Consider the following 12231-nt stretch of genomic DNA (forward strand, 5'->3'; position numbering starts at 1 on the left):
CCGGTTCGGAAGGCCATGCTGGCCGATGCCGCGACGGGCGGACCGTCGATGACGAGGTCCTGGCCGGTAGCCGCGCCGGAACTCGGCGTGGTCAGCGCTGAGGCCCACCGCCAGCATGTGTCCCTGTCCTGGCGGCGCGACATCCGCGGGTTCTTCGGGGTGCGGCAGACGGTCCTTCTCGTGGTGGAGAAGGACCGTGCGGCGCGGGGTCAGGTAGCGCCGGCCTGCTGGCGGCACCGGTGGTCGCGGTTGTGCTGGAGGGCTTCTTCCAGCTGGTCTTCGAGGATGATGATCCGGCAGGCGGCTTCGAGGGCGGTGCCCTGGTCGACCATCTCCCGGGCCCGTGCGGCCAGGCGCAGCTGGTAGCGGGAGTAGCGGCGATGTCCGCCGGCGGAGCGGAACGGGATGATCAGCTTCGCCTCGTCGAGGCGGCGCAGGAAATCCTGCGAGGCGCCCACGATCTCGGCGGCGCGGCCCATGGTGTAGGCGGGGTAGTCGTCGTCGTTGAGCATGTCGTCGGGTAGGGCCATACATTCCTCTTCGTGAACGAGGGCCCCGGCGCAACACGCGCCGGGGCCCAGGGTTACGGGTTGAGTACACCATCTACCGACAGGTTCGTCGGGTTCTCGTTTCCGCACCGCGCCGCTATCGGCAGGCGGTGCGAGGATCGCATAAGCGTGACCGGAGACCACCTCACGTTCGATGGGACTACGGCGTCCACCTCAGAACTTGCACTACGTCCTGACGGCGGGCGATCCAACGGCGTCCAGCCCTCCCTTTCCTCTTCTTGCATTGCCTACGGTTGCTACCCGCCGATGCCGGAGCCCCACGCGACTTCATGGCCCCGCACATGTGCGGCGGATCCTTGCTGCATCAGGCGGAGCCCCGAACCTTGCATCGGCCCTGCCTGCGGTCTGCCCTGACCTGGAGTTACGTCAAGGTCTTGTCCTGCACTTGCCGTGTTGCGTGCGGTGACGTGGTTCCACCGCAGTTGCCGAGCGAGCCGCGAGAAGTTCCGGGCCCTGCTTCGACGCTCCTGCTCTCGTCAGCGTCTTTAACCGATCTCTGTCGTCAACGGAGGCAACGCTACCCAGCCCCACCGAGAATGTCTAGTCTCGCGAGACCAGATTTTCTCGGCCGCTGATCACGGGTTTCCCCCTCGTCCACCCCGGCGGCACCGTCGTCGTTGGCGAGGACGGCGGCGACCTGCGCTGGTGGACGTTGACGGCCTCCCGGCGGACGTATACCTATGTAGTTATCGTCGTCAATCTCTTGGTCGCCGCCATGAGCCGATGGCCGGGAGACGCAGAGGAGTCCATGTGAACCGACGTACCTTCCGCCGCGCCGTCCTGTCACTCGGCATCGCGACGACCACCCTGGTCGCGGCGATCGGCACCCCGGCGTACGCCCGGCCCGACCACCCCGCACCGGCCCCAGCGGTCGCCAGCCCGGTGTTCGCCATCACCGACGGCGTGGCCCGTCAGGTGGCCCTCACCGGTCGGTCCGAGCTGACCCGGTTGGGCGGCTCCGCCGTGAACGGCCCGGTCGACCTGCTCGCCGCCGGCGTCGACGCCCGGCTCGCCGGCCAACTCCGCGCCGCCAACCAGCGGCTGCTGGTCGCCAAGGGCCTGCCGGGCGGCACCGGCTCGCTGTTGCGGTTGCGGCTGGCCCACCCGGACATGCGCGCGGCGCTGGCCCGCGGCGAAGCGCCGCTGGTGGCCGCCGTCCCGACCGACGACTCGGCGACGAGCGTGACCGCCTACGACCGCTTCGGCGGCACGGTGGTGCTGGATGCCACGCGGGTGCCGCAGCGGCCGGTGCTCGTGGTGGACGTGGACACCGAGCGGGCGCTCGCCGCGGGGCTGGCGCTGATGCGCCAGGAGTTGGGCGAGAGGGGCATCGGCCGGGCGGCTCCGGCGCGTCCGGCGACCCGCGCCTCCGGGGTGACCGCGTCGGCCGGTTACTGGGCCACCAAGGTCGACGCGGTCCGGCTGAGCGACGACGAGGAGCCCTGGATCAAGGGGGACGCCGAGATCTACAACCTCGTGGCCGGGTTCGGGTTGGACGGCAAGGTCAAGGTCGACCTCGTGCAGATGCCGTACCTGGACCACGACGGCACCACCTACCAGCCGAACCAGCTGCTGGTGCACTTCTCGTCGTACAAGTACAACCTGGCCGACGTGGTCATGATGGAGGACGACGGGGACACCAACTACGCGGCCCTGGTCAAGGCCATCGCGGGCGCCCTTCTGGTGATCGTGGACGGTGGCGCGTACACCCCGGTGGTCAACGCGATCCTGGACGCCATCCCCACCTCCTGGTACACCGACGACCCGGACTTCGTGGACGCCTGGTACACCCTGAGCACCGCCAGCAGCGGCCGGAAGCACGGCGCGGGCGCCAACGGCTGGATGGACCTCTCCCCGTACTGGGTCGCGCAGTTCTGACCGGCCCGCTCTGCGGGCATAGTGGCGCGGTTGACCGTGGCGACCGACGATCCGTACCTCTGGCTGGAAGATCTTGATGGTGCGGACGCCGCGCGGTGGGTGCGGGACCGCAACGCGGAGACCGTCGCCGTCCTGACCAGCGGCGACGCCTTCGCCGCCCTGCGCGCCGGGTTGCGGGAGGTGCTCGAGGCGGAGGGCCGCATCCCCTACCCCGGGTGGCGCGGTGACCATCTCGCCCATGCCGGCGCGGCTCACTGGGCGCGCTGTACCCGTTGAACGGGCGTAACGGAGGAATGTCTGTCAGATCCGCTCGACCCCGCTGGACGTCTTCGAGCAGCGGGGCTGTCTATCCATTTATATATTTCCATGCATTACAGTGACGCCGTGCCAGCCCGTACGGGTACAGGCGGCCCACGGCGGCCTCCCGGCACCCCTGATTCCGTGGAGAGGTGCTCGTGATCAGTAACTCCTCAGCGCGCCGCCGCACCCTGCTGGCTGCCGCCGCTGGTTTCGTCGTGGCTCCGTGGGCGGCGACCGGCGTCGCGCACGCGGCGGTCCCGAAGGTCTACCTCGACCCCGGGCATGGCGGCACCGACCCCGGCGCCGTCGGCAACGGCCTGACCGAGAAGGCCCTGACCCTCAGCATCGCGCTTCAGACCCGCGACATCCTCAAGGCCAATTACAGCGTCGACGTACGGATGTCCCGCACCTCGGACATCACCCGCAGTCTCACGTACCGCACGAGCGACGCCAACGCGTGGGGCGCCACGATCTTCGTCAGCATCCACATCAACTCCGGCGGCGGTACGGGTTTCGAGAGCTACCGGTACCCGGGCACCTCCAGCGCCCTGCACAGTCCGGTGCACTCCCGGGTCCTGTCGGGCATGCGCACCGTCGGCTCGGTTACCGACCGTGGCCTGAAGACCGCCAACTTCCATGTGCTGCGCGAGACCGCGATGCCCGCCGTCCTGACCGAGAACCTGTTCATCGACACCGTGGCCGATGCGAACCTGCTCAAGCGCGCCGCCTTCATCACCGCCACCGCCCGAGGGCACGCCAACGGCATCGCCGCCTACCTCGGCCTCTAGGGTGCTGCGTCGCTGAGTCGCCTGCACGCCGCGGCGGGTCCGGCGAGGACGCCCGTCCGCGGTCCTGGCCGTACGTACGGGGGTGGCTGCTCGTTCAGGTCGGCAGCCGCCCCATGGTCATGGCCGTGATGGAGTCAGCCGGCGGCTTTGGCGACGATGCGACTGATCTCCTCCTGACCGTAGGCCCGCATGGTCGTGGTGCGGACGTTGCCCGCCCCGCCGAGCCGCAGGAGCGCCGCGGAGGCGGTCTCGTCGTCGGGCGCCTCGACGACGGCCACGAGGTCGCACGGACCGGCGGTCCACCAGATGTTCTGGAGATTCGCCCCGAGCTTCTGTGTCGCTGCGGCGAAGGCCTCGGCGCGCTGCGCGGTGTCCTTGAAGTTTTGGATCCCCTGATCGGTCCAGTTCAGCAACGCGACATACGTCGGCATGGTCCGCTACCTCCATGAAGAGATCTCATCGTAAGGCAGTTTCTGGGGCATAATGGCCGAAAGCGGCCAGAGGGTCGGCGCCGGTAGTGGGCTGGAGTGCGACCGAGTGGGCGCAGCTCGGTTACGTGGTCACCGACGAGGACGTCGAGCAGACCCGCGCCCGCCTGGCGGCTCTCGCGCCCGTCAGTGACGAGCAGCACGCCCGCAACCGTCGAGTGGCTCAGCCAGTTCGACAACGAGGGGACCGCCGCCGCGTGAGCGGTCTCGTCCTCGACACCTCCGCCCTGCTGGCGTACGCGTCGGGCGCGAGCGTCGAGCCCGGTGCCATGCTGACCCTGGCCGAGGAGGATCCCGACCAGCAGGTGTGGATTCCGGCGCTCTGTCTCGGGCAGGCGCAGCTCGAACTCGCGGGCACGCCCGCCGCCGCCATGCTTGATCTGCTGTTCACGGAGGACCGTGACATCCAGGTGGCGGTCTACGACGCTGCGACGAGTCGGCGGGTGGCCCGCATCGCGGCCGCGTTCACCGTGTCGCTGGACGTCGCGCACGCGATCGCCACGGCGATCCTCTACCGCTGCTGTCTGGTGACCCGGGACCGGAAGGCCATCGAGGCTGCGGCGCCGCCCGGCTTGGACGTCTTCGACATCGGCGAAACCTGGGACTGACGCGGTCGAGTCGACCGCAACGGCGGGCGGGGCGGCAGCTACGGCGTCAGTCGGCGGTGCCGGCCGGGGCCACCCAGGTGGTGGGTTGACCGGTGATCGCGGTGATCAGGTCGAAGTCCCCGTCGTAGTGCAGGACGGTGACTCCGTGCCGCTCGGCGGTGGCGGCGATCAGCAGATCCGCCATCGACAGCGCGCGGTGGTTGCCCTTGTGCAGTGCCTGCACCTGGACGTCGATCGCCCGATCCCAGACCTCGTCGGTCATCGGCAGCCACCGGAAGCCGCTCAGCATCCACCGTGCACGCTGGGCGTCCTTGGCGGTACGAGCACTGTGGATCACCTCGATCTCGACGGCCCCACACACGGCGAGCAGCCCTCGTTCGGAGAGTTCTTCGAGCACCGGGGCCACCCGGGGCTTGGGCCAGCGGGCGAGGGCCGATTTGTCCAACAGGTAGTGCTCGTGGTTCACGCCGCGTCCGGCTTGGTGGCGTCGACCGGGCCCGTCAGGTCGGGTAGTCCTCCGCTCTTGAGCCAGTCGGCGAACTGCCGCCGCTTCTCGCGGTCGACGACAGCCTTGAGGGCGGCGTTGACGGTGGCTTTCTTCGTCGTGGTGCCGAGGATCTCGCTGGCCTCGGCGAGCAGCTCGTCGTCGACGTCGAGGATCGTCCGGCTCACGGGTGACTCCTTCGATAGGCGATCCTCGCCATGATATCAACATGGCGAGGTTTTGATATCACGTCACCGGGCGGGCCGGCGGAACGCCACGTGTGGCAGGACGTCGCCATGCCGACAGCCGGCCGGGTCCGAATGTGTCCGCCCGTCGGGGATAGTGGCGAGGTGGCTGGGTTGACCGCGGGGAGCGACGACGCGTACCTCTGGCTGGAAGATCTTGATGGTGCGGACGCCGCGCGGTGGGTGCGGGACCGCAACGCGGAGACCGTCGCCGCACTGGCCGGCGGAGAGGCGTTCGCCGCCCTGCGGGCCGAGCTCCGCCAGGTGCTCGACGCGGACGACCGCATCCCCTACCCCGGGTGGCGCGGCGACCACCTCTACTACAACTTCTGGACCGACGCGGCGCGCCCGCGCGGGGTCTGGCGACGGACGACCCTGGAGCAGTACCGCCGGCCGGAGCCGGAGTGGGACGTGCTGCTCGACCTGGACGCGCTGGCCGCCGAGGAGGGCGCGAACTGGGTCTGGGGCGGGGCGACGGTCCTGCGGCCCGGCTACGGGCGCGCCCTGGTCAGCCTCTCCCGGGGCGGGGGCGACGCGGTCGTGGTGCGCGAGTTCGACCTCGACCGGCGCGTCTTCGTCGAGAACGGTTTCACGCTGCCCGAGGCGAAGAGCGACGTGGGTTGGATCGACGCCGACCAGATCTACGTCGCCACCGACTTCGGGCCGGGCTCGCTGACCTCCTCGGGCTATCCCCGGGTGGTCAGGCGGTGGCGGCGGGGCACGCCGCTGGCCGAGGCCGAGATCGTCCACGAGGGCCACGCCGACGACGTCGCCGTCTGGGCCTCGCACGACCCGACGCCCGGCTTCGAGCGCGACTTCGTGGGCCGCCGGCTGGACTTCTTCCGCTCCGAGCAGCACCTGCTGACCGCGACGGGGGAGCGGATCCCCGTGGCCGTGCCGGAGGACGCCGGGTGGGACGTGCACCGGGAGTGGCTGCTTGTCCGGCCGCGCTCGCCGTGGGCGGTCGGCGGGGTGACCCACCCCGCGGGCACCCTGCTGGCGACCCGGTTCGACGCGTTCCTCGCCGGGGAGCGGGAGATGACGGTGCTCTTCCGCCCCGACGACCGTACGGCGCTCAGCGGCTGGTCCTGGACCCGTAACCGGCTGATCCTGGCCACCCTCGTCGACGTGAAGAGCCGGCTGGAGGTGCTGACGCCCGACGGGAAGGGCTGGCGGCGGGAGGCGCTGCCCGGGGTGCCGGAGTTCGACAACAGCGAGGTCGTGGACACCGACCCGGACAACGACGACGCCTACCTGCTCGCTTCGGAGGGGTTCCTCCAGCCGGCGACGCTGCGCCTCGGGCAGGTCGGCGGAGCGGTCGGGACGCTCAAGCGGGCGCCGGCGTCCTTCGACGCGGACGGCCTGGCGGTACGGCAGTTCTTCGCCACCTCGGCCGACGGCACGCGGGTGCCGTACTTCGTGGTGGGCGACCCGGACGCGCCCGCCGGTCCGACGCTGCTCACCGGCTACGGCGGATTCGAGATCCCCCTGACCCCGCACTACAGCGGGGTGATCGGTCGGGGGTGGCTGGCCCGGGGCGGCACCTACGTGGTGGCGAACATCCGGGGCGGCGGGGAGTACGGCCCCGGGTGGCACCGCGCCGCGCTGCGCGAGAACCGGCCCCGCGCGTACGAGGACTTCGCGGCGGTGGCGGCGGACCTGGTGAGCCGGGGTGTCACCACGCCGGAGCGGCTCGGGGTCGAGGGCGGCAGCAACGGCGGCCTCCTGACGGGGGTGATGCTCACCCGCCACCCGTCGCTCTTCGGGGCGGTAGTCGCGCACGTGCCGCTGCTGGACATGCGGCGCTACCACCGGATGCTGGCCGGCGCCTCGTGGATGGCCGAGTACGGCGACCCGGACGTGGCGGCCGACTGGGAGTTCCTGCGGGGGTACTCGCCGTACCACAACGTCGACGGCGACCGGGCGTACCCGCCGGTCCTGCTCGTCACCTCGACCCGCGACGACCGGGTGCATCCCGGGCACGCCCGCAAGATGGCGGCCCGGCTGCGCGAGCACGGCCACGACGTGTCCTACTACGAGAACGTCGAGGGCGGGCACGGCGCGGCGGCGAACAACGAGCAGCGCGCCTTCGTCTGGGCGCTGACGCTGGAGTTCCTGTGGCGGAAGCTGGCCGGGCCGGCGCAACGGCGCCTGCCGCGCCAACTCGTGCCGGACGACGTCGAGCCCGTGCGAAGGACACCCGACCGGTAAGCACACGGAGACCGGGCAGGACAGGCTCCTGCGGCCATAGCAGTCAAGTTGTCCAGGAGGGCCGGCGGGGACATCGATGTCAAGACCACTTCGACGCCACAAGTTCATAGCTCTAACCGTGGCAGGTGACCGACGCTGATTAGCAGTGATGGACCAATTGAGATCGTGCGCGGCTTGAGTGCTGCTGGGTAGGGCCTGACCGGTGGGCCGGCGGTGCCTGCTCTGGCCCGACCACGACGGCGAGCATCGGCCACACTCGCCGCTCGCCTGGCGGATCTGGGCCGGGTCGCCACAGTGCTCGACGATATGGTCCCGTTCGTGGCTGTCTGACCTGCGGCACGTAGTCAACTGTTCACGGCGACGTTGACGGCTCCCTGGTCGACGTATACCTATATAGTTATCGCCGTCAATCTCTCGATCGCCGTCACGAGCGGTGGCTGGGAGACGCAGAGGAGTCCACGTGAACCCACCTCACCTTCGTCGTGCAGTTCTGTCGCTGGGCATCGCGGTCGCCACCCTGACCGCGGCGGTCGCCACCCCGGCGTACGCCCGACCCGACCACGTCGCACCGGTGCCGGCGGCCGTCGCCGGCGGCCCGGTGTCCGGCATCCTCGACGGTGTGGCCCGTCAGGTGGCGGTCGCCGACCGGTCCGAGTTGGGCCGGCTGGGCGCATCCGCCGCCGACGGCCCGGTCGACCTGCTCGCCGCCGGCGTCGACGGTCGGCTCGCCGGCGATTTCCGCGCCGCCAACCAGCGGCTGCTGACCGCCAAGGGGCTGCCGGCCGGCACCGGCTCGCTGCTGCGGTTGCGGCTGGCCCACCCGGACATGCGCGCGGCGCTGGCCCGCGGCGAGACGCCGCTGGTGGCCGCCACCCCGATCGACGACTCGGCCACGAGCGTGCACGCCTACGACCGCTCCGGCGGCACGGTGGTGCTGGACGCCGCGCGGGTGCCGCAGCGGCCGGTGCTCGTGGTGGACGTGGACACCGAGCGGGCGCTCGCCGCGGGGCTGGCGCTGATGCGCCAGGAGCTGGGCGAGAGGGGCATCGGCCGGGCGGCCCCGGCCCGGCCCGCGTCCGGTACCTCCGCCGGCGGGGTGACGGCCTCGGCCGGTTATTGGGCCACCAAGGTCAACGCCGTCCGGCTCAGCGACGACAAGGAGCCCTGGATCAAGGACGCCGCCGAGATCTACAACGTCGTGGCCGGGTTCGGGCTGGACGGCAAGGTCAAGGTCGACCTGGTGCAGATGCCGTACCTGGACCACGACGGCACCATCTACTACCCGAACCAGATTCTGGTGCACTTCTCGTCCTACAAGTACAACCTGGCCGACGTGGTCATGATGGAGGACGACGGGGACACCAACTACTCGGCACTGGTCAAGGCGATCGCGAACGCCCTGCTGGTGATCGTGGACGGTGGCGCGTACATCCCGCTGGTCAACGCGATCCTTGACGCCATTCCCGTCTCCTGGTACACCGACGACCCGGACTTCGTGGACGCCTGGTACACCCTGAGCACCAGCAGCAGCGGCCGGAAGCACGGCGCCGGCGCCAACGGCTGGATGGACGTCGCCCGGTACTGGGTGACGCAGCTCTGACCCCGGACGGCCCACGGTCCACGCCGGATGGCTGCGGCGTGGACCGTGGGTCCCGACCCGTCTCCGCGGCTGCCAGTCGGGCCACGAGTACTGCTAGCAGATGGGTACGCCCGGCAGTTGTTGGGCGGGATGGCTGATGAAGATGTTGGAGATGAAGCCGTTCTGGTCCCGCAGTCGCGACCACCAGTTGTTGACGTAGCCCTCGGCGTAGACGGTGTCGCCCTGCTTCTGGCACATGACGCTGACGAGGGTGGGGCCGGCCAGGGAGGTCACGGTCGACGCCCACAGGTACGCGTCGCTACGGACACGGACGCCGGAGCCCCAGGTCCAGAAGGCGGTGCCGCCGCCGCAGCCGTTGTCGCTGGTGAGGTGGTACTGGTGGTAGGAGCCGGGGTAGGCGAGCGCGGCCCCGTTGATCCTGATGGTCTGGCCGACGCCGTTGTAGAGCTGCTCGTAGTGGATGTGCGCGCCGGAGGAGTTGCCGGTGTTGCCGGTGGTGCCGATCTGCTGTCCCGTGTTCACCCACGCCCCGTGGCTGACCGAGAACGCGGCGAGGTGGAAGTAGTAGGTCTTCCAGCCGCCGCCGTGGTCGATGACGATGTAGTTGCCCGCACCGCCGGACTGCCAGTGGCGGGTGGCGGTGCCGGCGGCGGAGGCGAGCACCGGGGCGCCGGCGGTGCTACCGCCGTCGGCGCGGACGAAGTCGAGGGCCATGCGTACCTCGGCACTGTGGTGGCTGTACGTCCACCGCTGTCCGCAGGGGTATGGCGCCTTGAAGTTCGGGGCCGCCTGGGCAGGGGAGGCGACGAAGAGTGTGGCGGTCAGCGCTGTGGCGAGGGCGGCCACGAGCGTGACGAGGGATCTGAACGATCGCACGAGTCATCCTGGGGTTTGCATAGAAGGGTTCCGATGGTCTTGCGCCTCAAGATCATAGAGATGGCACCGGCGGTGAACAACAGTCAGTCGCTGGCTGATCGAGGGAGTTTCCTTGCCATCGCCGTCCCCTCGCGGTTCAGGACGTGTGGCCGACGCGCGAGACAAGTAGGGGTCCGTCGATATTGACGGACGCTGGGGTGGCGGACAAGCTCTACTGGACTTCGTCGACCCTGTCGGAAAGGAATTTGATGCGCAGATCTCCTCTAGTGCGTGCCGTTCTGGCGCTGACCATGACGTTGGCCGCGACCGTGTTCGGCATCGGTGCCACCGGATCCGCCGCGTACGCCGACGGCTGCTACACGTGGGGCCGCCAACTCTCCCAGGGCATGTCCGGTGACGACGTCCGCCAGCTGCAGATCCGAGTGGCCGGCTGGCCCGGCTACCAGAGCATCGTCGCGGTGGACGGGGTCTACGGCCCCGGCACCAAGGCCGCCGTGCAGCGCTTCCAGGCGGCGTACGGGCTTGCTGCCGACGGTATCGCCGGCACACAGACGTTCAACAAGATCTACTCGCTGCAGGACGACGACTGCAGCCCCATCCACTTCAGCTTCGCTGAGATGGACAACGTCTGCTCCAGCGGCTTCTCCGGTGGACCGCTCTCCGCGGCGGCGACCCAGGCCAACATCCTGCGCATCATGTGGAAGCTGGAAGCGCTGCGGCACGCTCTCGGCGACAAGCCGCTGTCCGTCCGGGGATTCCGGAGTTACTCCTGCAACAGCCAGATCGGCGGCGCCAGCAACAGCCAGCACCTCTGGGGCAACGCCGCTGACATCTGGTCGAGCAGCGTCTCCCTCTGCACGATCGGCAAGCAGGCCCGTTACCACGGATTCAGCGGAATCCTCGGCCCCGGCTACCCGGATCACCACGACCACATCCACGCCGACAGCCGGTACGAGAACAACGACGACGGCGCCACCAACAAGTGGAGCTGGGTCGCTCCGAACTGCGGCATCTGACAACTGACCCGGTCCGGCTGGGCCCGACCCCGAACTGGGGTCGGGCCCAGCGTGCGTCACGACGTCTCCGTCACCACGCTGACCCCACCTGGCGGCCAGGCCGTCGATCGACCCGTCAGAGCGTCCGTTGGTACTCTTCCCAGGTGCGCTTCGGGCTGACCACCGGACCGTCGTCGGGGCCCCGATTCGCCAGTCCGTTGAGGCCGAGATAGTAGTCGCCGGCCTGGTTTCGCGCACCGGTCGACTGGTCGGTGTCGGCGAGTGCGATGGCGTGGATGTGGTAGCCCCAGTCACCCTGGCTCGGCGTCCGTAGCCAGGCGGCGAAGCCCACGGTGCGCAGCCGGCGCAGCACCGCCGTCCGGGTGGTCGAGGAGAGCCCGCTGACCGACAGGTCGAGTGCGCCACCGCCGTCGTGGGTGCCCGCGGAAGCGCCCACGCCGGTGTTGTACGAGCCCTGCGTGATGGTGAGCTGCCAGCCCAGCAGACGCTCAGCCTCGAACAACATCGATCTGGTGCGGGTGTTGACCCGTACGCCACGCAGGCTCACCACGCTGCCGGGCGAGATCGCCCTGACCACGGTGTAGCGCCCCTCGCCCAGCAACCGCAGCGACGTCTGGCCGGGCAGGCCGGTCGCGTCGAGGCCGGTGTAGCCGAGTGACCGCTGGTACGCCGCGTACGCGGCGATCGTGCTGGTGCCGAAGTGCCCGTCGACGTAGGTCGACGACAGTAGCCCTCTGGCCTGGAGCGCGCGCTCCACCAGCAGGACGCTGTCCCTGGCTCCCTCGGTGATTGCGGTGTCCAACCTGCGCGGGTCGATCTGCGCTGCCTTGATCAGCGCTTCCATGTCGACCTGCGGCAGCGCGGCCGCGGCGGGGTGGGCCAGCGGGCCGGTGGCGGCCACCGCCGCGCCGGCAGCGATGAGGAGGTTCCTTCTTGTAACCACTTTTCCTCCGTGCGATCTGTCCGGTCCGGGCGGCCGACAACGCATCCGCCGGGGGCGCGACGACCACGGGATCCGGGAAGGGGAATGTCTCGACGCTGATGCGGCTAACGGACGATTGGAGGGGCCCCGCCGAGAAGGATGCTGCCGTACACCCCGGATCGCTACCAGCGAAGTAGTCGACTGCTGGGCGAGTCCCTCAGCTCGTAGCACGATCGCTGGCTGGTC

At 69.8% G+C, this 12231-nt stretch carries 12 protein-coding genes and 1 pseudogene; 7 read left to right on the forward strand and 6 right to left on the reverse strand.

The window, feature by feature from the left end; translation table 11 throughout:
* Positions 1–209: 209 nt before the first annotated feature.
* Positions 210–530 (reverse strand): MerR family transcriptional regulator, encoded by a 321-nt coding sequence (locus AB0B83_RS11995; protein WP_357578171.1) that lies wholly within the window; start codon positions 528–530, stop codon positions 210–212.
* Between the two features lie 789 nt (positions 531–1319).
* Between AB0B83_RS11995 and AB0B83_RS12000 the strand changes: the two genes are divergently transcribed.
* The 3 genes from AB0B83_RS12000 (at position 1320) to AB0B83_RS12010 (ending at position 3535) form a co-directional block, all read left to right on the forward strand.
* Positions 1320–2447 (forward strand): DUF3103 family protein, encoded by a 1128-nt coding sequence (locus AB0B83_RS12000; protein ID WP_357578172.1) that lies wholly within the window; start codon positions 1320–1322, stop codon positions 2445–2447.
* A 30-nt stretch (positions 2448–2477) separates the two neighbouring features.
* Positions 2478–2723, forward strand: a complete 246-nt coding sequence (locus AB0B83_RS12005; protein WP_357578173.1) for a hypothetical protein — start codon at positions 2478–2480, stop codon at positions 2721–2723.
* Positions 2724–2896: 173 nt separating this feature from the next.
* Positions 2897–3535 carry an N-acetylmuramoyl-L-alanine amidase gene (locus tag AB0B83_RS12010; RefSeq protein WP_305069285.1) on the forward strand — a complete coding sequence of 213 codons (639 nt, stop codon included), beginning with the start codon at positions 2897–2899 and terminating at the stop codon, positions 3533–3535.
* Between the two features lie 134 nt (positions 3536–3669).
* On the opposite strand, the gene AB0B83_RS12015 is transcribed toward AB0B83_RS12010, so the two are convergent.
* Positions 3670–3966: a GYD domain-containing protein gene (locus AB0B83_RS12015; protein WP_357578174.1), complete on the reverse strand. Its 297-nt coding sequence runs from the start codon at positions 3964–3966 to the stop codon at positions 3670–3672.
* Positions 3967–4091: 125 nt separating this feature from the next.
* Between AB0B83_RS12015 and AB0B83_RS12020 the strand changes: the two genes are divergently transcribed.
* Positions 4092–4631: a PIN domain-containing protein gene (locus AB0B83_RS12020; RefSeq protein WP_357578175.1), complete on the forward strand. Its 540-nt coding sequence runs from the start codon at positions 4092–4094 to the stop codon at positions 4629–4631.
* Between the two features lie 46 nt (positions 4632–4677).
* On the opposite strand, the gene AB0B83_RS12025 is transcribed toward AB0B83_RS12020, so the two are convergent.
* Both AB0B83_RS12025 and AB0B83_RS12030 read right to left on the reverse strand, forming a co-directional pair.
* Positions 4678–5097 (reverse strand): PIN domain nuclease, encoded by a 420-nt coding sequence (locus tag AB0B83_RS12025; RefSeq protein ID WP_357578176.1) that lies wholly within the window; start codon positions 5095–5097, stop codon positions 4678–4680.
* Positions 5094–5303, reverse strand: a complete 210-nt coding sequence (locus AB0B83_RS12030) for a type II toxin-antitoxin system VapB family antitoxin (RefSeq protein ID WP_357578177.1) — start codon at positions 5301–5303, stop codon at positions 5094–5096. The genes AB0B83_RS12025 and AB0B83_RS12030 overlap by 4 nt, the downstream gene beginning before the upstream one ends.
* A 162-nt stretch (positions 5304–5465) precedes the next feature.
* Here AB0B83_RS12030 and AB0B83_RS12035 point away from each other — a divergent pair, with 162 nt between their 5' ends.
* Positions 5466–7571, forward strand: a complete 2106-nt coding sequence (locus AB0B83_RS12035; RefSeq protein ID WP_357578178.1) for a prolyl oligopeptidase family serine peptidase — start codon at positions 5466–5468, stop codon at positions 7569–7571.
* 460 nt (positions 7572–8031) lie between these two features.
* Complete coding sequence (locus tag AB0B83_RS12040) at positions 8032–9171, forward strand: DUF3103 family protein (protein WP_357578179.1); 1140 nt, start codon at positions 8032–8034, stop codon at positions 9169–9171.
* 345 nt (positions 9172–9516) lie between these two features.
* On the opposite strand, the pseudogene AB0B83_RS12045 reads toward AB0B83_RS12040, so the two are convergent.
* Positions 9517–9996 (reverse strand): annotated as a pseudogene (locus AB0B83_RS12045) (M23 family metallopeptidase); the annotation flags it as partial.
* Between the two features lie 317 nt (positions 9997–10313).
* Here AB0B83_RS12045 and AB0B83_RS12050 point away from each other — a divergent pair.
* Entirely contained in the window at positions 10314–11063 is a 750-nt protein-coding gene (locus tag AB0B83_RS12050) for a D-Ala-D-Ala carboxypeptidase family metallohydrolase (RefSeq protein WP_357578180.1), read from the forward strand.
* 115 nt (positions 11064–11178) lie between these two features.
* On the opposite strand, the gene AB0B83_RS12055 is transcribed toward AB0B83_RS12050, so the two are convergent.
* Entirely contained in the window at positions 11179–12006 is an 828-nt protein-coding gene (locus AB0B83_RS12055; protein ID WP_357578181.1) for a peptidoglycan-binding domain-containing protein, read from the reverse strand.
* Between the last annotated feature and the right edge of the window lie 225 nt (positions 12007–12231).

It is taken from the genome of Micromonospora sp. NPDC049060 (assembly GCF_040649055.1).
Lineage (GTDB): Bacteria > Actinomycetota > Actinomycetes > Mycobacteriales > Micromonosporaceae > Micromonospora > Micromonospora reichwaldensis.

Coding starts and splice junctions, on each gene's coding strand:
- AB0B83_RS11995 (WP_357578171.1), bottom strand. CDS start 530: ATGGCCCTACCCGACGACATGCTCAACGACGACGACTACCCCGCCTAC.
- AB0B83_RS12015 (WP_357578174.1), bottom strand. CDS start 3,966: ATGCCGACGTATGTCGCGTTGCTGAACTGGACCGATCAGGGGATCCAA.